A 23,206-nucleotide genomic window follows, 5' to 3' on the forward strand; every position below is an offset into this window, starting at 1 on the left:
CCGGATGGGACCGGGTCGCGCCACCTCGTCAGGACGGGTCCGACGGGTGCCCATCGCCCTTGAGGACGCCGATCAGTTCGGTGACCGTCCGCGCCATCGCCCGGCGGGCGGCCGAGAGGTAGGTGCGGGAGTCCACCGCGTCGGCGTTGTCGCCGAGGTACGCGCGAATGGCGCCGGTCATCGCGAGGTTCAGCGCCGTACCGATGTTGATCTTCGCCATGCCGCCCGACACGGCGGCCGACAGCTCCCCGTCCGGTACGCCCGACGATCCGTGCAGGACGAGCGGCACCGTGAGGGTCCCGGCCAGCCGGGCCAGCAGCTCGTGGTCCAGGGCCGCGGTGCGGGACGTCATCGCGTGCGAGCTGCCGATCGCGACGGCCAGGGCGTCGACTCCGGAGGCGGTGACGAAGGCGTGGGCCTCGTCCGGGTCGGTGCGGGCCCCGGGGGCGTGGGCGTCGAGCGGGGCGGCCCCGTCCTTGCCGCCGACCTCGCCGAGTTCGGCCTCGATCCACAGGCCCTGCGAGTGGGCCCAGGCGGCCGCGGCACGGGTCGCGGCGAGGTTGTCCTCGTACGGGAGGTGCGCGGCGTCGTACATCACGGAGCTGAACCCGGCGTCGGCCGCCTGTCGCAGCAGCTCCTCGCTCCTGACGTGGTCGAGGTGGAGCGCGACGGGTACGGCGGCGGCGGTGGCCGCCTCGACGGCGGCGCGGGCGAGCGGGAGGAGGCGCCCGTAGCGGTACTTCACCGCGTTCTCGCTGATCTGCAGGATGACCGGGGCGCCCGCGGCCTCCGCGCCGGCGACGACGGCCTCGGCGTGCTCCAGCGTGATGATGTTGAACGCGGCGACGGCGCGGCGCTCCGCGGCGGCCGCGGTGACCAGGTCTCCGGTCTCGGCGAGCGGCATCGGTCAGGCTCCTCGGGCTCCTCGGACTTCTCCGGCTCTTCAGGCTTCTCCGTCACCTCGGCGCCCCGGCGCCCCAGTGCCCCGGTGTCCAGCACCCCGGCATCCCGGCACCCCATGCACCCCTGCACCCCTGCACCCCTGTACCCCTGCACCTCAGGTGCTCCCGCACCCCGGCACCCGGACACTCCTGCGCCGCTCTCAGGCCCCCGCGAGGATGACGGACCGGGCGAGGTGGCGCGGCCGGTCCGGGTCCAGGCCGCGCGCCTCGGCGACGGCGACCGCGAGGCGCTGCGCGCGTACGAGCTCGGCCAGCGGGTCGAGGCCTCCCGCCACCCACATCGCGCCGGTGGCGTGCACCTCGTCGGCGAGGCCCGACGGGGCGTCACCGATCATCCAGGTCGCGGTCGAACGCGTGGTGATGCTGATCGGACCGTGCCGGTACTCCATGGCCGGGTACGCCTCGGTCCAGGACTGCGACGCCTCCCGCATCTTCAGCGCCGCCTCGCTGGCCAGCCCGACGGTCCAGCCCCGGCCGAGGAAGGTGAACTGCGAGCAGTCGGCCAGCCAGGCGGGCAGCGGCTCGTCCAGCGCGTCGTGGCAGTCGTCCACGACCGCTTCCGTGTGCAGCCCGAGGTGGGCGCGGAGCAGGGTCACGGCCGAGGTGGCGAACCGCGTCTGGACCACGGATCTCTCGTCGGCGAAGTCGAGGACGACGACCTCGTCGGCGGCCGTCATGACGGGAGTGGCGGGGTCGGCGGTGACGGCGGTGGTACGGGTCCGCCCGCGCAGCCGGGAGAGGAGTTCGAGCACCTCGGTGGTGGTGCCGGAGCGGGTCAGGGCCACGACCCGGTCGTAACGGCGTCCGTCCGGGAACTCGGAGGCGGCGAACGCGTCGCTCTCGCCGTGCCCCGCGCTCTCGCGCAGCGCGGCCACCGCCTGGCTCATGAAGAGGGAGGTGCCGCAGCCGACGAACGCCACACGCTCCCCCGCCGCCGGGAGCGCGCCGCCGTGGCCCGCCGCCAGCCCTGCGGCCCGCTCCCAGCACTCCGGCTGGCTCGCCAGCTCGTTCGCGACATGGCTCATGCCCACTCCTCCACCCGTGGATCGCCTGGACACCGTGGTCGATGCGCGCTGATGCGCGTTCCTGCACGTTATAGCGCTCTTCCAAGCATTTTCAAGCATCCGGAGCCCCGTGATCGTGAGTTAAGGTCACCTCGAACGTTCGAAGAAGGGAGTGCGGATGTCCCGCGACGCCCGCTGGAAGGCGCTGCTGGAACTGCTCGTCGAGCAGGGCCGGCTGGACGTCGAGGAGGCCGCGGCCGCGCTCGACGTCTCAGCCGCGACCATCCGGCGCGATCTCGACCAGCTCGCCGAGCAGCAGATGCTGGTGCGCACCCGCGGCGGCGCGGTCGTCCACGGGGTCTCCTACGAACTCCCGCTGCGCTACAAGACGTCCAGGCGAGCGGCCGAGAAGCAGGCCATCAGCGCCGCCGTCGCCGCGCTCATCTCCCCCGGCGAGGCCGTCGGTTTCACCGGGGGCACCACGACCACCGAGGTCGCCCGCGCCCTCGCGGCACGCCCCGACCTGACCACGGGCTCACCCGCGCTCACGATCGTCACGAACGCCCTCAACATCGCCAATGAGCTGGCCATCAGGCCGCAGTTCAAGATCGTCGTGACCGGCGGGGTCGCCCGCGCCCAGTCGTACGAACTCATCGGTCCGCTCGCCGACGGCGTCCTCGGCCAGATCTCCCTGGACGTCGCGGTCCTGGGTGTGAACGCCTTCGACGTCGTGCACGGCGCGGCCGCCCACGACGAGGACGAGGCGGCCATCAACCGGCTGCTCTGCGAGCGCGCCGGCCGGGTCGTCGTCGCCGCGGACTCCACCAAGCTGGCCGCCCGCGCGTTCGCCCGGATCTGCCCCACGGACCAGGTGGACACCCTGGTCACCGACGCGGCCGCCCCCGACGCGACCGTCGCCGCCTTCGAGGAGGCGGGCGTGACGGTCATCCGGGCCTGACGGCCCCGTCACGGGCTATAACTGGACGATGATCCTCCATGTGGTGCCGCTCGACGACTGGCTCGCCATCCCGGAGCGCCCGTACGCGCCGCAGCCCTTCCCCAAGGAGGGCTTCGTCCACTGCTCCCCCGACGAGCCGACGACGCTCGCCGTCGTCAACGCCTACTACCGCGACACCAGGGGCCCGTTGATGGCCCTGCTCATCGACGAGGACAAGCTCCAGGTCCCGGTCCGGTGGGAGCCCGCCGGATCGGCCCCACCACCGGGCATCGCTCCGGGGACGCTGTTTCCGCATGTGTACGGGCCGATCGACCGTGCGGCGGTCGAGGGGCTGCTGGAGATCCGGCGGGACGCGGACGGCCGGGCCGTGGGGTTCACGCCCTGGGCATGACGTGCGGCTCCCGCCCGGCGGCGGATGCCGCCGGGCGTCACCGGCGGCCCGGATCATCGGGCGGCGGCCATCTGCGCGTCACCGTGCCCGGGGAGAGCCGCTCCACCACCTCGGCAAGTTCGGCGCAGGCATCCTCGACCTTCCGGCGGACGGTGATCTGTTCGGTGACGACGGCCGACAGCAGCAGGCCGGTCAGCGCGGCGGACCCGTTCAGCGCCTGCAGACTGGCCATGATCGTGAACAGGCCGTGCCCCTCGAAGGGCCCCGCCTGGTCGGTCGCCGCCGAGATCGCGAGGACGGAGACGATCAGTACGCACGGGGCCGCGCCGGGCAGCTGGAAGCGCAGCGCCGCCCAGATCAGCAGCGGAAAGACGAGGAAGAGGAGCGCGGCGGCGCTCCTGGTGGTGACCAGGGTGACGACGAAGACGCCGACGACGAGCACCGTGGCCTCGGCCCATCGGGCAGGTCGTACCTCCATGGGCCACCGGACCGTACGGCACACCAGCAGCAGCGGGGTCACGACGAGCACGCCCATGGCGTCCCCCACCCACCACGCCGACCAGACCGACCAGAAGCCGTCGGGGGCCAGCTCGCCCTCCAGCACCAGCACACCCGTCCCGACGGTCGCGCTGATCAGCATCCCGGCCAGCGCCCCCAGGAACACCAGCGACACCCCGTCCTTCAGCCGGTCCATCTCCGTACGGAATCCCGCCCGCCGCAGCATCAGGTAGGCGCAGACCGGGGCGAGGGTGTTCCCGGTGACGATCGCGAGGGCGGACGGCCGGAAGGGGCTGAGCGAGAGGACGACGAGGAGGGTGCCGAGGGCGATCCCCGGCCAGATCCGCGTCCCGAACCAGAGCAGACAGCTCAGGGCGATGCCGGTGGGCGGCCACAGCGGCGTGACCACCGCGCCCTCGACCACCACTTGCAGCGTCAGCCCGATGCGTCCCGCCGCATAGTAGGCGAGGGTGACTGCGAGCATCAGGAGAACCACTGCGGCGAGATGCCGGAAATGCTGGGTGCGGACCACAGCAGCCATCACACAACGTCCCCTCACCCGGCGTCCGTCGTGACACGCGCCGGGGCGTGCTCCCCTTGACGTCACCCCGTGCCGTCGGCCGGTGGACCGCCGTGCCGCAGGACGAGGACAGCGGCGTCGTCCGTGTGGTCGGTGAACTCCGCCGCCTTCATCACCTCACCGGCGAGCTCGTCGGCGCCCGCGCCCGCGAGCGTTCCCGCGCCGACCAGTCGGGTGACCCGTGCGAGCCCCACCTCGATGGGTACGGTCGGCCCCTCGATCAGTCCGTCCGTGAGCAGCACGAAGGACCCGGGCTGCGTGAGGCGCCGCCGGGTCACGGGGTATCCCTCGCCCGGCTGGATGCCGAGCGGCAGCCCGCCCTCGTCCTGCACGGCGCCGCAGCCCCCGTCGGCGGTGGCCCAGACCGAGGGGACGTGGCCGGCCCGCGCGCTCTCCAGGACCCAGGCCGACGGGTCGAAGCGCAGGAACGTGCAGGTCGCGAAGAGCTCCCGGGCCACCGACACGAGCAGGTCGTTGGCCCGGCTCAGCACCTCGCCGGGATCGGTGGACGCCGTGGCCACGGCGCGCAGCCCGATCCGGATCTGCCCCATGAAGGCGGCCGCCTCGACGTCGTGCCCCTGTACGTCCCCGATCGAGAACCCGAGCGATCCGTCCGGCATCCGGAAGCCGTCGTACCAGTCGCCGCCGATGTCCAGGCCGTGGCGGGCGGGCATGTAGCGGGCGCCGGTCTGCAGACCGGGCAGCGCGGGCAGCGTGGCGGGCAGCATGTCCCGCTGGAGGGCCACGGCCAGATCGACCCGGGCCCGCTGGAGCTCTGCCCCCTCACGCGCCTGTGCGGTGAGACGCCCGAGCGTGGCCAGGAGGTCGTCGGCGCTCGACGACCGCGGGGGGCGCCGCCGCGTCATGGACCACTCCGATGTACGTCCGTTCCCGCGCCATGCGGAACCAGAGGTTCATCTTACTTTCGGGCGAGGTGGGCCGCTTGGCGAACGGCGTGATTGCCCGACGACGCGCCGTCAGATCCCGGACGGGCAGCGGTCCGCACGGCCATGCGAAGGCGATGGCACAGTGGGCCCGTTCATGTCACCGGTGGCGGTGTGTCCGCCGGCACCGCGAGCCGCCGCCGCACCAGGTGCTCGTGGAAGAGCCGTCCGACCAGAGCCCCTCCGTAGACCACGAACCCCACGCCGACCAGCCAGGACTGCAGGACCAGGACGGTTCCGAACGGGCCGTACGTCACCGCGTTCGACGCGATCAGCGGCGAGAAGACGTACTGGGAGAAGACCCGCAGACCGAGGAGCCCCAGGGCGGTCACCACGGCCCCGGGCGCGAGCGCCCGCCAGCGGATGCGGCCGCAGAGCAGCAGCTTCTGCGACCACCAGAAGAACAGGAACGCGCCGATCACATCGACCCCGGCGACCAGGACGGTCCCCAGGGCGGACGACTCCGCGGGGGGCGGGGCGGCGACGAACAGCAGCAGGGAGCAGACCAGCACACCCAGCCACACGACGTGGCGCCACATCGTGTGCCAGCGCGCCGTCGGCAGATCCCACACCCGCTCGTATCCGGTCTGTACGGCCGCGCCGAAGGTCACGCCGAACGCGGCCAGCGCGGCGAGACCGAGCGCCGTGGTCCGCTGCAGGGCCTGCCCCGGCTTGCCGAACATCTGCTCGACCTCTTCCTGCGACACCTCCGACACTCCCAGGCCCTGCACCAGCCACTTGGCGAAGCCCTGACCGCTCGCGAGGTCGGCCGCCGCGACGACGACCAGCAGCGGCAGGAGCGTGAGGAAGCTCAGCGCGGCGAAGCCCATGGCCCGGTGCATCAGCTCCATCTCGCGCCCCCGGTTCCAGGCGAGCCCGATCCACGAGGTGAGCACACGCCGGTGGAGCCGCGCGAACCAGTGGCCGTGGTGCGCGGCGTGGTCGTCTTCCGGCGCACCGAATCTGAAGGGCATGTGCCGTCGACTACCCGTCCGCGGGGTGTGACCCGACTCGCTTGCCCCCGAACGGGTGTCCTCCGCCCCCGTCGATGGAGGAAAATGACGAGGTGACCGCCATCGACCCCGTGTCCACCCGGCCTCCGACGATCGCCGATGTCGCCAAGGCCGCGTCCGTGTCCCGTACGACCGTCTCGCACGCCCTGAACGGGCTGGGCAAGGTGGATCCGCGCACCAGGGAGCGGGTGAAGCGGATCGCGGCCGAGATGGGCTACCGGCCCAACCTCCGGGCGCAGCGGCTGCGCAGGGGACAGGCCAGGGCGATCGCGCTCGCGTCGTCGATGCCGTTCGCCGTCGCGGGCGGTCCTTCGAGGCTCGGCTTCTACATGGAGGTGGCCGCGGCGGCGGCCGAGCGGGCGCTCGTGCACGACTTCGCGCTGGTGCTGGTGCCTCCGGTGAAGTCCGGCGCGGGGCTCTCCTCGGTCGACATCGACGGCGCCATCGTGGTCGAACCGGACGTGGACGACGCGGCGGTGACGCAGCTTCGCGAACGCGGCCTGCCCTTTGTCACGCTGGGCCGCCAGGTGTCGCCGGAGGCGCGGGCGCCGTACGTCGATCTGCGCGGGGCGCTGGTCGCCGAGCTGCTGCTGGAGCACCTGCGTGAGCAGGGCGCGCGCCATCCGGCGCTGATCACCGGCACGGGGCGACGGCACTCCGCCGTCGACGCGCGCGCCACGTACGAGCGGCTCGCGGATGCGTACGGGTGGGCCGTGCGCACCGTGACCGCTCCCGAGGACGGCGGCGAGCAGGCCGGTTACGAGGCGTGTGCCGCGCTGCTGGCCGAGCACCCCGAGACGGATGCCGTGTGCGCGCTCGTGGACGCCTTCGCGGTGGGGGCGGTCCGGGCGGTCACCGACAGCGGCCGCACGGTCCCCGGTGACGTCATGGTCGTCACGCGCTACGACGGCCTGCGCGCCAAGACCACCCACCCCCCGCTCACCGCGGTCGACCTCAGCCTGGACCGGGCGGCGTCCGACGCCGTGGAGCTGCTGCTGGGCCGCCTCGCCGGCGGCGGGGCCGGGGGCGACGCCGTGGACGTGGTCCCGGGCCCGGAGCCGCGCCTGGTGCGACGGGAGTCGTCGCTGCGGCGGTGAGGGTGGGGGGCGCCTGCGGCGGGCCTCTTTCCCCTACCCGCCCCTTCCCGAAACTGGGGCTCCGCCCCAGCCCCCGTTTGCGGGGGCTCCGCCCCCGAACCCCCGCGCCTCAATCGCCGGCGGGGCTTCTTGTGGGGGGCTGGGGGCTTGCCCCCAGTTTTCGGGAAGGGGCGGGGCGGGGAAGAGGCCCGCCGCAGGCGCCCCCCACCCCTCACGCCCCCACCATCAGCACCACCCCCGACACCAGCGCGAACCCCAGCACGAACATCCGCATCCGGCGCGCGTCGGCCCGCTCGTGCACCAGGCGGCTGAGCCAGACGCCCAGGGCCAGCGCCGGCAGCATCAGGGCCACCCACTTCAGTTGGGCCGGGTCCGCGCGGCCGGTGGCGAAGAGCAGGGCGAGCGACGCCAGTTCGCCCGTCAGGAAGCACGCCGCGACGGTGGCGCGGAGTTCGGCGGGGGGACGGTGCTGGTAGACGAGGGCGAGCGGGGGGCCGCCGACGCCGGTCGCCGTCTCGGTGAGACCGGTGACGACACCCGCGCCGAGGTAGGCCGCGCGCCCCGGGGTGAAGGCGGGTGCGGCCAGGCTCACCAGAGCCGCCAGGACCGTGGCCAGGCCGACGTACAGGCCGAGGCTGCTCTCGGGGATGAGCCACAGCAGCGCGAGGCCGCCGGGGGTCGCCGCGAGGCGCGCCGCGGTGATCCAGCCCGCTCCCCGCAGATCGAGCGCGGCTCTCTCGCGCCAGGCCACGTGCAGATTGAGCGGGATCATGACGGCGAGCAGGAACACGGGGAGCAGTTCGGGCGCGAGGAGGCCCGCCACGGGCGCGACGATCAGGGCGAAGCCCAGACCGCTCGCGCCCTGGACGAACGCCGCCACGGCCACGACGAGCGCGAGCAGCGCGATCGCGGTGACGCTCACACCGCCCCGCCTCGGGCCCGGGACCGGTTGCGGTGTTCGACGGAGGTCGGGTGGACGCGGGTGACCGTCGACCGCGCCACCACCTCCTCGCCGATCGCGGCGGCCCGGTCGACGAAGGCGGGCCCGTCCCAGTCGGTCGGCCACCCCTCCCACAGTCTCAGCCGGCCCGCGACGAACACGGCCGTGATCTGGTCGCGGTTGGCCCGCCGTACGAGCTCCCAGGGCAGGTCCCACGACGGACGCATCTCGGGCCCCGTGATGTCGACGAGCAGGAAGTCCGCCGCCGCGCCTTCGGCGACGCGTCCCGTACGTTCCCCCAGCCCGACCGCGTCGGCGCCCCCGTGGGTGGCGTGCTCCAGCCACGTCCAGCCCGCGCCGCACGACGAGTCGCCCGCCGCCAGCCCGTACGCGATGCGCTGCGCGAACTCCGCGGCGTCCAGCAGCCGGAACGCGTCGCCGCGCGTGCCGTCGGTGCCGAGCCCGAAGCGGATGCCGCGTTCGGCCATCGCGGCCGCGGGGGCGACGGCGTTGCCCTTCCAGGCGCTGGCGACCGGGTTGTAGCTGATCGCCGTGCCGGTGTCGGCGAGCAGGGTCAGCTCGCCGGGGGTGAGCAACGTGGCGTGTGCGCCGAGGAGTTGGGGGCCCAGCGCGCCGACCGCGGCCAGATGTTCCAGCGGCCGCAGGCCGTGACGTGTCAACGAGCGTTCCACGGCGGCGAGATGCTCGTTGACGTGGATCTGCACGACGGCTCGGGCCTCGGCGGCGAGCAGCGCGGTGTGGCGCAGGGTGTGGTCGGTCGCGGACTCGGTGATGGGGACGGCGAGCGAGGGGTGGATCAGCTCGTCGCCCTGGTAGCGGGCGAGGTGCTTCTCCGCGGCGGCGAGGACCGGGCCGGGGTCGGGGTCGTCCGCGTCGGCGCAGACGAGTCCGAGGACGCAGCGGATTCCGGCGTCGCGTGCAGCCGAGGCCACGGCCTCCACGTCCACGGGCGCCCGGGTGCCCGCGTCGGCGACGGTCGTGAAACCTCCGCGCAGCGATTCGAGGGCCGCCAACTTGGCGGCCACATAGGCGGTTTCCTCGTCCAGCGCGCCCTCGAGCGGCACCCAGACCCGGCGGAAGATCTCCGAGGGTTCTCCGAAGGCCAGCGCGGAGCCGAAGCTCTGGGTGAGGTGGTGGTGGGCGTCGACGAACCCGGGCATCAGGACGTGTCCCGGGAGCGGGACGGGCGTGAGGTGCGGGTGCCGGCGGGCCAGTTGGTCCGCGGGTCCGACCGCCAGGAACGTGCCGTCGGCGACGACGACGGCGTGGTCGCGGACGGGTCCGCCGGGGGTCAGTACGACGTCGGGGGCGAGCAGGAGTGTCTCGTCGCCGAGCAGGTCGGCGGTGAGCCGGTTCATGGAACTCATTTCGCGAGGGAGGCGGAAGCGGGCTGGTGCTGATCGCCGCGGCGGAGCCGGGGGCGTACGTGGTGGAACAGGACGTTGAGCACGGCCGCGGTGCAGGCGCCGACCGCGACACCGCTCTCCAGGAGGATCCGTACGTTCGGCGGGAAGGCGCTGTAGACGCCGGGGATGAGGATCGGCAGCAGGCCCACCGAGAGCGCCGCGGCGCAGATGAAGGTGTTGGCGTGGTCCGTCAGGTCGGCGCGGCCGAGCATCTGGACACCGAGGACGGTGATCACGGCGAAGACGAGCATCGCCGTGCCGCCGACGACGGCCGAGGGGATGACGCTGATCGCGCGTGTGACGGGTGCCAGGAAGCCGATGGCGATGAGTACGACGCCGGCCGCGGCGGTGACGTACCGGCTGCGGACTCCGGTGACCCGGACGATGCCGATGTTCTCGCCGCTCGTGACCATCAGCGGCAGCCCGAAGAAGCCGCCGAAGAAGGAGGTGAGCGCGTCGCCGCGGATCGTCTTGGGGACCTCGGTGCGCCGGTCGATGTCCTTGCCGACGGCTTCGGCGTTGATGACGGTCTGGCCGGTGGCCTCCGCCATCGAGGCGAGGCTGTAGAGCATCAGGGGGAGGGCGGCGAACAGGCTGAACTCGGGCGTGCCGAAGGGCAGCAGCTGGGGTGCGCTCAGCAGTCCGCCGTCGGTGGCGCCGCCGAAGTCGGTCCGGCCGACGGCGAAGGCGAGGGCGGTGCCCGCGAGCAGGCCGAGCATCACGGCGAGCTGCCGCAGCACCCCGCTGAACAGCCAGAAGAAGGCGACGGTGAAGCCGATCGTGGCGAGGCCCAGCATCAGGTTGGTGGGGTTGCCGAAGCCGGGCTCGCCGGGGCGTCCGGTGACCAGGACGGCGCCGACCTTCACCAGGTTGACGCCGACGATGACGATCATCGTGCCGATGACGAGGGCCGGGAAGAACTTCAGCAGCCGTGAGAAGACGGGCAGCACGACGAAGTAGAAGGCGGCGGTCAGGAGCACGGCGCCGGTGGCGGTGCGCAGCCCGTGCTGCTGCGCGATCGCCATGAAGAGGATCAGCGGGGCGCCGCCGGGCAGCATGACGAAGGGCAGCTTCGGCCCGAACTTCCAGGGGCCGAGCGACTGGATCAGCGATCCCACGCCGGAGAGCAGGAAGGCGGCGGAGAGCAGGTCGACGGTGAGCCCGGGGCCCAGGTCGAGCGTGGCGCTCATGAGGAAGATGGCCGAGATCGGCGTCGCGGCCATGACGAGGACGTGCTGGATGCCGAAGAGGAGTATGCGCAGGATAGGACGGCTCTCGTCCACGGGGTGAGGCCGGGCGGGTTCTGTGAGGTCGGGCTGCGGCGTGGTGCTGGTGGGGCTGGACACATCGAGCTCCGTTCCGACGGGGCGGGCAGCCGGGGAGGCTGGGGAAGCCAGAAGTACGGGGAGGCCAAATCGATTTGGCCAAATCGATTTGGCCGCCAGTATCCGGAGCGATCGCGGGGCCGTCAATACCTCCGGCACGGACTTCCGTTTCCCGTGAGGCCCTCGCTCCCGACGCCACCACCTGGATGAGCGGGTCCGACGAACGCCGTCCGGGGCCCGCGGGCGGACGACACCACGTCGGACTCGCTCCTCCAGCGCGGTCGCCCCGAAGGGCGGCGCAGTGTTAGAACTGGGACATGATCGGACGTTCCCGCCGGTCCCGGCTGACGGGGGTGGGGCCGCCCAGTCGCCCGCGGTCACGTGATCAGCGCGAGCGCCCGGCGGGCCTGCGACGACGTCTGCGCGCCCTGTCCGGGGGGACGCAGAGCCTCGCCGGCCAGGTCTTCCTCCTCCAGGCGCTCATGGTGGTCCTGCTCGTGGTGGGCGCGGCGGTGGCTCTGGTCCTGCAGGCGCGCTACGACGACCACGAGGACGCCCACAACCGCTCGCTCGCCACCGCGGAGGCCTTCGCGCACGCCCCCGGGACGGCGCTCGCGATGAAGGCCCCCGACCCGACCGCGATCCTGCAGCCCGCGGCCGACAAGGCCCAGCGCGGCGCGGGCGTCGACTTCATCGCCGTCCTGACCCTGGACGGGGTCCGCCTCACGGACTCGGTACCCTCGCTGATCGGCAAGCGCGCCGAGGGCGACATCGCGCGGGCGCGGTCCGGAGAGGCGTTCACCGAGACCTTCGAGGGCGAGCCGAACGACGCCGTCCGGGCCATCGTGCCGGTCACCGACGCCAGCAGGCGGGTGGTCGGCATGGTCAGCGCCGGTATCGAGGTCGCGAACGTCGGCGAGCTGCTGGACCGTCAGCTGCCCATCCTGATCTCGTCCGCCGCCGGCGCCCTGGTGCTCGCGACCGGGGGCGCGGCACTGGTCAGCACGCGGCTGCGGCGGCAGACGCACGGGCTCGGCCCGGCGGAGATGACCCGGATGTACGAGCACCACGACGCGGTTCTGCACGCGGTGCGCGAGGGCGTGCTGATCGTCGGCGGCGACGGGCGGCTGGTGCTCGCCAACGACGAGGCGCGCCGGCTGCTGGACCTGCCCCCGGACGCGGACCGGCGGCCCGTGAGCGAGCTGGGCCTCGGGCCGGGCATGACCCAGCTGCTGGTGTCGGGCGCGGAGGTGTCCGACGAGGTGTTCCTCTCCGGGGACCGGCTGCTGGCCGTCAACACCCGGCCCACGGCCCCGTACGGCGGCGTGCCGGGCGTCGTCGCGAGCCTGCGCGACACCACCGAGCTGCGGGCGCTGTCCGGCCGCGCGGAGGTGGCCAGGGAGCGGCTGACGCTGCTGTACGAGGCGGGGATGCGGATCGGCACCACGCTGGACGTGCGGCGCACGGCCGTGGAACTCGCGGACGTGGCCGTCCCCCGGTTCGCCGACTTCGCCACGGTGGAGCTGCTCGATCAGGTCCTGCGCGGCGAGGAGCCGACGAGCACGGCGACCGAGATGCGGCGCGCGGCGCTGCACGGCGTACGGAACGATCCGCCGCTCCAGCCCGCGGGGGACGTGGTCCGGTTCGTCATCCCCACCACCCCCATGGCCACGGCCCTGGACAGCGGCCAGGCCGTGCTGGCGAGGGATCTGACCACCCATGACGGCTGGCGGAGGCAGGATCCGGAGGGGGCACGGCTGGCGCTGGAGTACGGGATCCGCTCGTTGATCACGGTGCCGCTCCAGGCGCGGGGCATCGTGCTCGGCATGGCCAACTTCTGGCGGACGGACGGCCAGCCCCGGTTCGACGACGACGACGCGTCGTTCGCGGAGGAGCTGGCGGCCCGCGCGGCCGTGGCGATCGACAACGCCCGGCGCTACACGCGGGAGCACGCGATGGCGGTGACCCTTCAGCGCAGCCTGCTCCCGCGCGATCTGCCGGAGCAGGACGCGCTGGAGGTCGCCTGGCGCTACCTCCCGGCGCAGGCCGGGGTGGGCGGCGACTGGTTCGACGTCATTCCGCTGCCGGGATTCCGGGTCGCCCTCGTCGTGGGTGACGTGGTGGGGCACGGGATGTACGCGGCCGCGACGATGGGCCGGCTGCGTACGGCCGTACTGAACTTCTCGTCCCTCGATCTGCCGCCGGCCGATCTCCTGGCCCAGCTGGACGATCTCGTGCTCCGCATCGACGCGGACCAGACCTACGAGGGCGAACGGGCGCCCGTGAGCGGCGCCACGTGTCTGTACGCCGTCTACGACCCGGTCGGCGGGCGCTGCACGTTCGCCCACGCCGGGCATCTGCCGCCCGCGCTGGTCGATCCGGCCAGGGGGGTGACGTTCCCCGAGCTGCCGGTGTCGCCTCCGCTCGGGATCGGCGGGCATCCGTTCGAGGAGACCGAGCTGGATCTCGTGGAGGGGACCCGGCTCGTCCTGTTCACGGACGGACTGGTCGAGGACCGCCGCCGGGACATCGACGAGGGCCTCGAACTGCTGAGCGCGGCCATCGCCCTGCCCGGGCTCACCCCGGAGGAGACGTGCCTCGCCGTCACGGAGACGATGCTGCCCGGCCCGTCCAGAGACGACATCGCCCTGCTCGTGGCCCGCACACGGCTGCTCGCGCCGGACAAGGTGGCGGTCTGGGACGTTCCGCTCGACGTGTCGGCGGTCTCCCAAGTGCGCTCCGAGGCCGCGCGCAGACTCGCCGACTGGGGGCTCGAGGAGTCCTCGTTCGTCACGGAGCTCGTCCTGAGCGAGCTGCTCACCAACGCCATCCGGTACGGCACCGAGCCCGTACAGGTCCGGCTGCTGTACGGGCGCACGCTGATCTGCGAGGTCTCCGACGGCAGCAACACCTCGCCCCACATGCGCCGCGCCGCCACCACCGACGAGGGCGGGCGCGGGCTGTTCCTGGTCGCCCAGTACTCCCAGCGGTGGGGCACGCGCTATGTGAAGGCAGGCAAGATCATCTGGGCGGAGCTGGCGCTCGGGGGCGAGGTGCCGGAGGAGCCGGTGATGCTCTTCGACGAGGAGCTGGCGTGGTGACGGGCGCCCGGGTCTGCCCCGGGTGATCCCGGGGCAGTGGCGTACGGATCAGTAGCGCAGGGCGCTCGCGATGCCGCCCATCCCGGCGAGTGTGCCGTCGGGTACGAAGCGGACCTCCGCGCCCGTCTCCAGGGACTGTTCGACGATCTCGTCGACGATGTCATTGATGGCGTCCAGGTCGCCGGGTTCCGCCGGAAGGAGGTGGCCTCCGGAGTCCCGTACGGTCTCGCGGTAGTTCTCCTCGACTGCCAGCAGCGCGACCCGGCCCGACGTCACGTTCTGCAGGATCTCGTCGACGCCCGCGGCGAACGCGCGGCGGCCGCGGGCCTTGTCGAGCTCGCCGAGGACACCGGCGACGTCCTTGTCGGCCTGGTCCTCGACGTACGGCCGCACGGCCTGCCACACCGCGCCGGCCGGGCCCGACGCCAGTCCGCCGTGCGTGACGTGGGCGGCGGCGCCCCTGGCCACGGTGCCCACGTCGGCGAGAAGGGCGAGCGCCGCCGCTTCGCCCGCCACGTACAGGGGCCGCGGGTCCGTCTTGAGCACGCCGGTCATCGCGTGGTCCGCCTCCCGCAGGAAGTGGCGGGTCTCCTCGTCGCTGAAGGCGCTGGGCACGTTGCCGATCCGCTCCTCCCGCTCGGCGTCCTGGTTCTCGCGGACGCGCGTCATCGGGAAGGGTCCCGTGTCGTCCTCGGTGACGCGGTCCGGTCCGCCGCTCCACAGGGAGACGCGGTCCGAGGACACGGCCAGCGTCCAGAACGGCCGCTCGGCGGCCTGCGCCGAGACGAGATTGCGGGTCAGGAAGGTGTCCGAGAGCACGACACGCTCGGGCACGCTGCGGCCCAGCATCCACACCTCGTGCTCCCCGGGCGCGGCGAAGACGACCAGCCCGTCCTCGGCGTGCACCAGGTCGATCTCCGTCAAGGCCTGGTCGAGCTGGCCGGTGACGTCGATCCGCGACTGGCGGGTGACGGCCGGATCCGCCTCGAGCTGCTCCTTGGCCTGTGCCATCAGATTGCGCAGCCGGACGGGATCCTGCGCGTTGTCCGGCTCACGGCGGTGGGTGGGCATCAGGACCGACACCGCCGGATAGGGACGCTGCCGGCGCAGCCGGGCGAGAGTGTCAGAGCTGAGAACGGGATGCATCGGGACCCTCCCGGAGCAGGCGGGGAACGCTGATGTGACGGGCGTACGCCCTTGAAGGGAGCCGGCGGGCGGGTCTACGCGGAGCCGGCCAGTTGCTCGGCGAGTTCCTTCTCGTCCTCCTCGGCGAGCGAGGTCCGCAGGACAGTGCCGCCGTGGCGTTGCAGCTCCGTGGTGAACGCGTTGTCGGTGACCCGCGAAGCCATGATCACGACGGCCGCGTGGCCGGGCTCCAGGAGAGACCGGACCTTCCCGCGGAACGTGTCGTCGACGCCCATCTGGCTCAGCTTCCCGTAGAGACCGCCGAGCGCGGCACCGACCACGCCGAGCGCCGGGACGGCGACGAGGAGGCCGAAGACCATGGCCCACAGGGCGCCTGCCGTGGCCGCCATGGGGACCTTCTCGTCCCGGCGGGGTGTGTCGACGTGGGTCTCGCCGTGTTCGTCCACGGAGACGACGGCGAGCCCGGTGAGGTCGATCGCCTTGTCCTTCTCGAGCCGCTGGACCGCTTTGAAGGCTCCGTTCGCAGCCGCGGGGTCCTCGTAGCCGATCACGATGAGCTCGGACATCAGCACCTCCTCGGCCGCCGGACGGCACCTATGAACCATATGCCCGTTTCCCGGCGGACGCGCCCGGATGCCGCCACCCCCTAGCCGAGGGGCCGGGCGGACACCCCCGACGCGGGATGCTGATGGGCGCCACTGGCGATCATCCGCACTTCGCCGCGGTCGCTGATCTCCGCCTGCACGATGCCCGTGTCGTCGGCGTAGATCGGATGGCCACCCGGCCCCTTGCGGTCGGTGCGGTGCACCGGCACCACGTCCTGCGCACCCGTACCGGCGTCCCCGGCATCGGTGAAGACCAGCTCGTACGCATCGTCCCGATCAGCCATCACGCCCTCCGCGTCCGGATATGAGCCAGATAAGACATCAAAGGACCATTATCGTGCCGAACACGAAGGGCGCTCGCTTCTCAGAACCTCGCGTGGGCGGTGATGTCCTCACCGAACTGGTCGATCATCGCGGGCGTCACGGTCGGCCGGCACTGGGAGATCGCGGCCAGATAGTCCTCCGTGCTCGCACCGGGCGCCCACTGGCCCTCACCGGCTCCCCCGACCGCCTGCAGGTCGCGCTCGAACGCGGACTGCGCGGCGATACGGGCCGCGTGCTCGATGTCGGCCGGGGTGAAGAGCTCACTCGACTTCACCAGGACGGAGACGTCCACATCGGGCCGGCCGTCGGTGTACCGGGACCAGATCGCCGCCCGCGCCGCCTCGTCCGGCGTGCCGATCGGGATCAGGTAGTCGAACCGGCCGGGGCGCAGGAACGCCGGGTCGAGGGAGCGGATGGAGTTCGTGGCGCAGACCAGCAGCCGCTCGTCGCCCTCCCGGAAGCCCGGGATCAGCTTGAGCAGCTCATTGGTGACTCCGTGCATGCCTCCCGGCTGGGCGGGCTCGCTGCGCACCGGGGCGATCTCCTCGACCTCGTCGATGAAGACCAGCACCCGCTCCAGCTCGGCGATCCGCGCGAACGCGCTGCGCAGCGCCGCCGCGAGGTTGCCCTCGTCGGCCAGCCGGGAGGGGAGCAGCTCGACGAACGGCCAGCCGAGCCGGGAGGCGATGCCCCGGGCGAACGTGGTCTTCCCGGTCCCGGGCGGGCCGAACAGGGCGATGGCGCGCGGGGGCCGTACGCCGTGCCGGGCGGCCCGCTCCGGCTGCGCGAGCGGCAGGACGACACGCCGCTCTATGAGGTCCTTCTCGGCCTCCATGCCGGCCACCTTGGCCCACAGGTCCTGCGGCAGGAAGCGGCCGCCGAGGTCCTCCAGGAGGCCGGCCGCCGGGCCGTGTGTCGGCTCGGCCTTCTCGAAGTACGCCACGGCGGGCTGCCGCGTGTAGCCGGCGTTGAGCAGCCCCTCGCCGAGCAGGTCCTCCTCGGGCAGGACGTAGGCGATACGGCCGACGCGCGCGGCGACGAGCCGTCGCTCCAGTTCGACCAGGAGGGCGCTCGCCAGGCCCCGGCCGCGCCAGCCCGAGGAGATGGCGATACGCATCACCCAGGCGCGCTCCCCCGCGACGGAGGCGAGCGCCGCCCCGATGGGGACGCCTTGGTGGACGGCGACGACGGCGGGCTGCCGGGAGGTGAGGGCGCTGATGCATTCGGCGAGGGAGAAGACCGACTCCTGGCCGAGTTCGGCCGTCGTGTCGATCAAGTGCACCACTGACGCGAGATCGCTCTCGCGGTAATCACGGATGAGCCAGTTCACCGGTACCGCCCCTCGTTGTTCGACGTTGGCACTGTTCCGGTGAGGCTAGGGGCGGGGCCGCGCCGGGATCTTGCGCCGCGGTGGACAAGCCCCGGCACGGAATCCGACGTTCCGTACGTAGCGGTCCGGACCGGGTCACAGGTCGGCGGCGCCGGGACACCGGCCCCCGGCTCCGCATCCCGCACCCCGTCGGTTACTCGCGAGGAATGACGCGCGTGTTCTAAGGTGAGCGCCCCGATCGGGTCCTCTACGGCACTCATGAACAAACTGGTCTTTGTCATGTCCGATCGAAGGATGTCCTGCCATCCAGGACTCAATCCGCAGTGCAGGGCCACGTGGTGTCGGCAACTCCGCCAGACGTCGGCTCAGTACGGGCCGACGAGCCTCGTTCCGCCATCCGGGACTTGAGGCGCGGCCCTTCTCATTCACCTACCGCGCAAGGCAAGGCAGAGATGGCACGGGTCTCCCGTAAGTCCTCCGATCAGCAAGCTCCGCAGCAGACGCATCCTGTCGACGAGCTGCTCCCTCTCCCCAAACTCACTCTCTACGGCTTCCAGCACATCCTGGCGTTCTACGCCGCGGCGGTCGTCGTCCCGGTCCTCATCGGCAACGCGCTCGGGCTGTCCTCGGAAGAGCTCGTCTACCTGATCAACGCGGACCTGCTGACCTGCGGAATCGCCACGATCATCCAGGCCCTCGGGGTGTGGAAGATCGGCGCGAGGCTGCCCCTGGTCCAGGGCGTCACCTTCACCGCGGTCTCCCCCATGGTCGCCATCGGCATCGGCGCGGGCGGTGGCACGGCCGGGCTTCTGGTCGTCTACGGCGCGGTGATCACGGCGGGTATAGCGACGTTCCTGTTCGCGCCGTTCTTCAGCAAGCTGGTGAAGTACTTCCCGCCGATCGTCATCGGCACGATTCTCACCATCATCGGTCTGTCCCTGATTCCGGTGGGTCTCCAGGACGCGGCCGGCGGCGCGGATCTCATCGGCAAGCCGGAGTACGGATCGGGCAAGAACCTCGCGTACGCGCTGGGCACCCTGCTCCTGATCCTGGCCGTCGTCCGGATGGGCAAGCCCGTCCTCAGCAGCGTCGCCGTCATGATCGGCCTGGTGGCCGGTACCACCGTCGCCTGGCTCCTCGGCGACGTGAACTTCGACGCGGTGCAGGAGGCCGAGTGGTTCGGCGTCAGCACTCCGTTCCACTACGGCATGCCGGAGTTCGAACTGCTGCCCATCATCGCCATGACCGTCGTCATGCTGATCACGATGGTGGAGACCACCGGACACGTCTACGCCATCGGCGAGATCACCCGGAAGAACGTCGACGGCGACACCGTGGCCCGCGCCCTGCGGGGCGACGGCCTCACCAGCGTCATCGGCGGTGTTCTCAACTCGTTCCCCTACGTGTCGTTCGCCGAGAACATCGGTCTGGTCCGGATGTCCCGGGTCATGAGCCGCTTCGTGGTGGTCGCCGCCGGCGTCCTCATGATCGTCCTGGGTGTTCTGCCCAAGGCGGGCAGCCTGGTCGCGGCGATTCCGCATCCTGTCCTCGGCGGTGCGGCGATCTCGATGTTCGGCATGGTCGCCGCGGTCGGCATCCAGATCCTCGGCAAGGTCGATCTGCGCGAGGAGCGCAACGCGCTGATCCTGGCGGTCAGTCTGGGCGCGGGGCTGCTGCCCACGGCGGTCGCCCCGTTCTTCGACCGGATGCCGGACAACGTCCAGGCGGTCCTCGACAGCGGGATCACGCTGGGCAGTCTGACGGCCATCATGCTCAACGTCTTCTTCAACGCCTTCTCCCGGCGCAAGTCGATGGAGATCGACTGGGACGACATCGAGATCGAGCACGACATCGACCCCGGGGGCAACTACCCCGGCGCCGCCGTGCGATGAACAGCGCCCGGGGCACCGGTCAGTCAGGAGACCGGTGCCCCGGGCGTCAGTGCCACCGCGGACGGTACGGGGTCAGCGCCCCACCGCGTTGAACGCCGGCGCTTCGCCGGCCTCGCCGATCAGCTCCCAGAAGTGGTCGACGAGCCGGCGCAGGTACACGGCGCGCTCGGTCGCGATCTCCTTCAGCCGGGAATCGTCGTTCCGGGCCACCAGGTGCCCCATGTAACGCTCGTTGAACTCCGCGAACTCGGCGTTCATCGTGCGCAGCGCGTCGCCGACCGACGTCTCGTTGACCGAGACGATCTCGGCGACGGGTCCGACGTACGCCTTCCAGCGCCCGTCGATGGCGGAGCGCAGGTACGAGGCGAGTTCGTCGACCCTGCCCATGATGCCGACCAGCTTGCGCAGGGACAGGCCCAGCGCCTCCACCAGGGCACGGGTCTGCCGGGCGTCACCGTCCCAGTTCTGCGCCGCCTCGGCGGCGCGGTATTCGGCCGCGTCCATGCCGACCCGTTGCGCCAGGCGCTCCACGCTGAGCTGCTTGGCGAGCCGGTACTCGTGCAGGGTGCGCGGCTCCGCACCCATGAGCACGGTCGGGGAACACCACAGCACGTCGGCCAGGGCGAAGAGCTGCGGCTCCGTGGGCACATGGGAGCCGAGCTCCCACGCGGTGACGAGGTCGGGGTGGACGGGGACCCCGCACGCGGCGAGGGAGTGGGCGACCTGAGCCGTTGTCAGGCCCATCCGGGCTCTGGCGGCTCTGGCTTCTGCGGGGGAAAACGGAGTGCTGTACACGAAAGGGACACCTCGCTGCGCCCGGCTCACGCGGGGCGCCGATGGAGAGGGGGACTGGTGGACGAACATCCAGGAGCGGGCAGATTAACAGATGGTTCATTTGTACAAACAGCCAAGTTACCTTCGATCCAAAGGTGAAATGAGCTTTCGTCACCGGATCGGAATATTGCGGGAGATCGGCGGCGCGCGAGCGCTCCGAGCGCCCGCCATCGGCGCCGCTCGTCCCAAGCAGTACGCCACGACGTCTGTTTCGCGTCAATGTTCTGGCCGAAAGCTGACTGCGGGAGAAAGCTGGACGGAGGATATTCCGATCGGGACGAGGGACCGCCGTGCACGCGAGAGACCTGGCAGTCGAGTACGAATCGGTGAGCGTCGACACCGACGCGCTGGAGGCCGCGCGGCTGATGGCCGAGCACCGGCTCCAAGGGCTGCTGGTGCTCGACGCACACGGCGAGCCGAAGGCGATCCTGCCCGCCTCACAGATGGTCAAAGTGCTGGTGCCCGAGTACGTGATCGAGGACCCGGCCCTGGCGTCGGTGGTCGACGAGCGGCACGCCGACCGGCTGTGCCAGGCGCTGGCCGGCCGGCGGGTCGGGGACTGTCTGCCCACCACGATCGCCCCACCGCCCCTCGCGGACCCCGACGACACCGCGCTGGAGGTGGCGGCGCTCATGGCACGGGTCCGCAGCCCCCTCGTGGCGGTGTCGGAGAAGGCCGGGGACGGCACACGCCTGCTGGGCGTGATCACCGCGGCCCATCTGCTGCACGAGCTGCTCGGGGCGATCGACACGCCAGGCGGTCCGGCGCGGGCCTGATATTTCGCGCCCCTGGATGCAACTGGCCGCCCTTGCACGGGAGTCTTGGGTACGTGGCTTCCCTTCCTCCCCAGCCCCGGCAGTCCCGGCCGCACGCGGCCGCCGGGCACATGATCGTCTGCGGCGACGACGCACTGGCGACCCGTCTCGCCTCCGAACTGCACGAGGTGTACGGCGAGCGGGTGCTGCTCGTCGCCCCCTCCGCCCGGACGCCGGGCAGCCGGCCGCCGAGTGTCACGCCGAGCCGCATCCGCGCGGCCACGCTCCTCGAACGGATGTCAGCCGCGCGCAACCGGGGCACGGCGGCCGCGGCGGACGACCCGGTCCCGGTCGGCTCCAGCGGCGAGGTCCTGCTGCCGGTCGCCGAGATGGAGGCGGACGAGCCCTCGGAGGAAGCCCTGCGCCTGGCCGGTGCGGAGCGGGCCGCCGCGCTCGCCCTCGTGTACGACGACGACGAGACGAACATCCGGGCCGCGCTGGCCGCCCGGCGCCTCAACCCGCGGCTGAGGCTGGTGATCCGGCTCTACAACCGCAAGCTGGGCCAGCATCTGGAGGCGCTGCTCGACCAGGCGGCCGCGGTGGCCGTGCCCGGCCTGGACCCCGCCGCACGCGAGGCGTCCACCACCGTGCTGTCCGACGCCGACACGGCGGCCCCCGCACTGGCGGCGACCGCCGTCGCCGGTACCAGCAAGGTGATCCAGGCCGACGGGCTGCTGCTGCGGGCCGTGGAGCGCGCGGCGCCGACCCGGGGTGAGGCACCCCGCCCGGGGCTGTGCACGCTGGCCCTGCTGTCCGCCACGGCGGCCGACCCGGCGGGCACACCGCAGCGGCCGCTCCTGCTGCCCGATGACAGCGCGGTGGCCTCGGCCACCGGGCGCGGCACCGTGGTGCTGGAGAACATCACGCACGCCGCGCGCACCGCCCCGCCCCGTCGGCTGACCGGCCGGGGCGCTCCGCTCGGGGAGATCTTCTCGCGCCGGCTCCGGTGGGCTCTCGCCGGTGTCGCGGCGGCCGTGGCCGCCCTCGCCGTCGCCTCCTGGCTCACCACGGGCGACGATCCGCTGCACGCCACGTACCTCACCCTGCTCGATCTGTTCGCGATCGGTGACCCGGCGGTCGGCGAGACCCCCGCGCGCCAGATCCTCCAGCTCCTGGCGGGACTGGTCGGGCTTGCGCTGCTGCCGGTCCTGGTGGCCGCAGCGCTGGAGGCGCTCGGCGCGTTCCGCGGCGCCGCGGGCCTGCGCCGCCCGCCGCGCGGGCTGTCCGGCCATGTCGTCCTGCTCGGCCTGGGCAAGATCGGTACGCGCGTGCTGGCCCGGCTGCGCGAACTCGGCATCCCGGTGGTGTGCGTGGAGGCGGACCCCGAGGCGCGCGGCGTCGCGCTCGCACGCCGGCTGCGGGTGCCGGTCGTCCTGGGCGATGTCACCCAGGAAGGCGTCCTGGAGGCGGCCAAGGTCAACCGGGCCCACGCCCTGCTCGCGCTCACGAGCGCCGACACCACCAACCTGGAGGCCGCGCTGTACGCCCGTACCGTCGAGCCGGGTCTCTCGGTGGCGCTGCGGCTGTACGACGACGACTTCGCCACCGCCGTCTACCGCACCCTGCGCGCCGCGCACCCGACCGCGCAGACCCGCAGCCGGAGCGTCTCCACGCTGGCCGCCCCCGCCTTCGCCGGGGCCATGATGGGCCGCCAGATCCTCGGCGCGATCCCGGTCGAACGCAAGGTGCTGCTCTTCGCGGCGCTCGACGTCGCCGGTCACCCCCGCTTCGAGGGCCGCACGGTGGCCGAGTCCTTCCGCCCCGGTGCCTGGCGCGTCATCGCCCTGGACACCGCCGAGCCGGACGAGCGCCGCCCCGATCTCGCCACCGCGCGCGACGACGGCAGCGGCCCGGGGCTGGTGTGGGACCTCCACGCCGGCTACGTCCTGCGCCCGACGGACCGCGTCGTCGTCGCGGCCACGCGCCGCGGCCTGGCGGAACTCCTCGGCCGCCGCCCGGCCCCGCGCGGGACGGCCTGACCGATCCGGGCCGGTCACGCTGCGTACCCACCCGAACGCAC

General features: G+C 72.4%; 20 protein-coding genes. 7 read left to right on the top strand and 13 right to left on the bottom strand.

Translation table 11 applies throughout. The features are described from left to right. Nucleotides 1-28: 28 nt before the first annotated feature. Nucleotides 29-904, bottom strand: coding sequence for a class II fructose-bisphosphate aldolase (locus ABT342_RS13745; RefSeq protein WP_351571825.1), 876 nt, complete (start codon nucleotides 902-904; stop codon nucleotides 29-31). Between the two features lie 198 nt (nucleotides 905-1,102). After that, on the bottom strand, nucleotides 1,103-1,987 hold the full coding sequence (locus tag ABT342_RS13750) for an SIS domain-containing protein (RefSeq protein ID WP_351571828.1): 885 nt from the start codon (nucleotides 1,985-1,987) through the stop codon (nucleotides 1,103-1,105). A 157-nt stretch (nucleotides 1,988-2,144) separates the two neighbouring features. Here ABT342_RS13750 and ABT342_RS13755 point away from each other — a divergent pair, with 157 nt between their 5' ends. Continuing rightward, nucleotides 2,145-2,924 carry a DeoR/GlpR family DNA-binding transcription regulator gene (locus ABT342_RS13755; protein WP_351571831.1) on the top strand — a complete coding sequence of 260 codons (780 nt, stop codon included), beginning with the start codon at nucleotides 2,145-2,147 and terminating at the stop codon, nucleotides 2,922-2,924. 28 nt (nucleotides 2,925-2,952) lie between these two features. Beyond that, the gene (locus ABT342_RS13760; RefSeq protein WP_351571834.1) at nucleotides 2,953-3,315 is read left to right on the top strand and encodes a DUF952 domain-containing protein; all 363 of its coding nucleotides are present in this window, start codon (nucleotides 2,953-2,955) and stop codon (nucleotides 3,313-3,315) included. 37 nt (nucleotides 3,316-3,352) lie between these two features. On the opposite strand, the gene ABT342_RS13765 is transcribed toward ABT342_RS13760, so the two are convergent. The 3 genes from ABT342_RS13765 to ABT342_RS13775 form a co-directional block, all read right to left on the bottom strand. Next, a complete protein-coding gene (locus ABT342_RS13765; RefSeq protein WP_351571837.1) occupies nucleotides 3,353-4,354 on the bottom strand; it encodes an MASE1 domain-containing protein in 1,002 nt (333 codons plus the stop codon). Between the two features lie 62 nt (nucleotides 4,355-4,416). Then, on the bottom strand, nucleotides 4,417-5,259 hold the full coding sequence (locus tag ABT342_RS13770) for a PP2C family protein-serine/threonine phosphatase (RefSeq protein ID WP_351571840.1): 843 nt from the start codon (nucleotides 5,257-5,259) through the stop codon (nucleotides 4,417-4,419). A gap of 173 nt (nucleotides 5,260-5,432) precedes the next feature. After that, nucleotides 5,433-6,311, bottom strand: coding sequence for a YhjD/YihY/BrkB family envelope integrity protein (locus ABT342_RS13775; protein ID WP_351571843.1), 879 nt, complete (start codon nucleotides 6,309-6,311; stop codon nucleotides 5,433-5,435). Nucleotides 6,312-6,403: 92 nt separating this feature from the next. Here ABT342_RS13775 and ABT342_RS13780 point away from each other — a divergent pair, with 92 nt between their 5' ends. After that, on the top strand, nucleotides 6,404-7,447 hold the full coding sequence (locus tag ABT342_RS13780) for a LacI family DNA-binding transcriptional regulator (protein WP_351571846.1): 1,044 nt from the start codon (nucleotides 6,404-6,406) through the stop codon (nucleotides 7,445-7,447). Nucleotides 7,448-7,658: 211 nt separating this feature from the next. On the opposite strand, the gene ABT342_RS13785 is transcribed toward ABT342_RS13780, so the two are convergent. Genes ABT342_RS13785 through ABT342_RS13795 form a run of 3 tightly spaced genes read right to left on the bottom strand, consistent with a single transcriptional unit; the run spans nucleotide 7,659 to nucleotide 11,160 of the window. Continuing rightward, the gene (locus tag ABT342_RS13785) at nucleotides 7,659-8,369 is read right to left on the bottom strand and encodes a sulfite exporter TauE/SafE family protein (RefSeq protein WP_351571849.1); all 711 of its coding nucleotides are present in this window, start codon (nucleotides 8,367-8,369) and stop codon (nucleotides 7,659-7,661) included. Beyond that, complete coding sequence (locus ABT342_RS13790; RefSeq protein WP_351572030.1) at nucleotides 8,366-9,766, bottom strand: amidohydrolase family protein; 1,401 nt, start codon at nucleotides 9,764-9,766, stop codon at nucleotides 8,366-8,368. The genes ABT342_RS13785 and ABT342_RS13790 overlap by 4 nt, the downstream gene beginning before the upstream one ends. Nucleotides 9,767-9,771: 5 nt before the next feature. Beyond that, on the bottom strand, nucleotides 9,772-11,160 hold the full coding sequence (locus ABT342_RS13795) for a uracil-xanthine permease family protein (protein ID WP_351571852.1): 1,389 nt from the start codon (nucleotides 11,158-11,160) through the stop codon (nucleotides 9,772-9,774). 296 nt (nucleotides 11,161-11,456) lie between these two features. Between ABT342_RS13795 and ABT342_RS13800 the strand changes: the two genes are divergently transcribed. Further along, the gene (locus ABT342_RS13800) at nucleotides 11,457-14,240 is read left to right on the top strand and encodes a SpoIIE family protein phosphatase (RefSeq protein WP_351571855.1); all 2,784 of its coding nucleotides are present in this window, start codon (nucleotides 11,457-11,459) and stop codon (nucleotides 14,238-14,240) included. A gap of 48 nt (nucleotides 14,241-14,288) precedes the next feature. Here ABT342_RS13800 and ABT342_RS13805 read toward each other — a convergent pair whose 3' ends face one another. The 4 genes from ABT342_RS13805 to ABT342_RS13820 all read right to left on the bottom strand — a co-directional run bounded on the left by ABT342_RS13805 (nucleotide 14,289) and on the right by ABT342_RS13820 (nucleotide 17,645). Further along, nucleotides 14,289-15,386: a baeRF3 domain-containing protein gene (locus ABT342_RS13805; protein ID WP_351571858.1), complete on the bottom strand. Its 1,098-nt coding sequence runs from the start codon at nucleotides 15,384-15,386 to the stop codon at nucleotides 14,289-14,291. A gap of 74 nt (nucleotides 15,387-15,460) precedes the next feature. After that, on the bottom strand, nucleotides 15,461-15,952 hold the full coding sequence (locus ABT342_RS13810) for a DUF1269 domain-containing protein (protein ID WP_351571860.1): 492 nt from the start codon (nucleotides 15,950-15,952) through the stop codon (nucleotides 15,461-15,463). A gap of 80 nt (nucleotides 15,953-16,032) precedes the next feature. Next, nucleotides 16,033-16,275 carry a DUF6296 family protein gene (locus tag ABT342_RS13815; RefSeq protein ID WP_351571862.1) on the bottom strand — a complete coding sequence of 81 codons (243 nt, stop codon included), beginning with the start codon at nucleotides 16,273-16,275 and terminating at the stop codon, nucleotides 16,033-16,035. 80 nt (nucleotides 16,276-16,355) lie between these two features. After that, nucleotides 16,356-17,645, bottom strand: a complete 1,290-nt coding sequence (locus ABT342_RS13820; RefSeq protein ID WP_351571865.1) for an ATP-binding protein — start codon at nucleotides 17,643-17,645, stop codon at nucleotides 16,356-16,358. A 452-nt stretch (nucleotides 17,646-18,097) separates the two neighbouring features. Between ABT342_RS13820 and ABT342_RS13825 the strand changes: the two genes are divergently transcribed. Then, entirely contained in the window at nucleotides 18,098-19,537 is a 1,440-nt protein-coding gene (locus ABT342_RS13825; protein WP_351571868.1) for a nucleobase:cation symporter-2 family protein, read from the top strand. A 72-nt stretch (nucleotides 19,538-19,609) separates the two neighbouring features. On the opposite strand, the gene ABT342_RS13830 is transcribed toward ABT342_RS13825, so the two are convergent. Further along, nucleotides 19,610-20,281, bottom strand: a complete 672-nt coding sequence (locus ABT342_RS13830) for a transcriptional regulator (RefSeq protein WP_351571871.1) — start codon at nucleotides 20,279-20,281, stop codon at nucleotides 19,610-19,612. Nucleotides 20,282-20,661: 380 nt separating this feature from the next. On the opposite strand from ABT342_RS13830, the gene ABT342_RS13835 reads away from it, so the two are divergent. Together ABT342_RS13835 and ABT342_RS13840 are read left to right on the top strand one after the other, a co-directional pair. Beyond that, nucleotides 20,662-21,147 carry a CBS domain-containing protein gene (locus tag ABT342_RS13835; RefSeq protein WP_351571874.1) on the top strand — a complete coding sequence of 162 codons (486 nt, stop codon included), beginning with the start codon at nucleotides 20,662-20,664 and terminating at the stop codon, nucleotides 21,145-21,147. Between the two features lie 110 nt (nucleotides 21,148-21,257). Further along, nucleotides 21,258-23,165 carry a potassium channel family protein gene (locus tag ABT342_RS13840; protein ID WP_351572033.1) on the top strand — a complete coding sequence of 636 codons (1,908 nt, stop codon included), beginning with the start codon at nucleotides 21,258-21,260 and terminating at the stop codon, nucleotides 23,163-23,165. Nucleotides 23,166-23,206: the final 41 nt, after the last annotated feature.

Source organism: Streptomyces sp. NPDC000410 (genome assembly GCF_040300305.1).
In the GTDB taxonomy this organism is placed as follows: domain Bacteria; phylum Actinomycetota; class Actinomycetes; order Streptomycetales; family Streptomycetaceae; genus Streptomyces.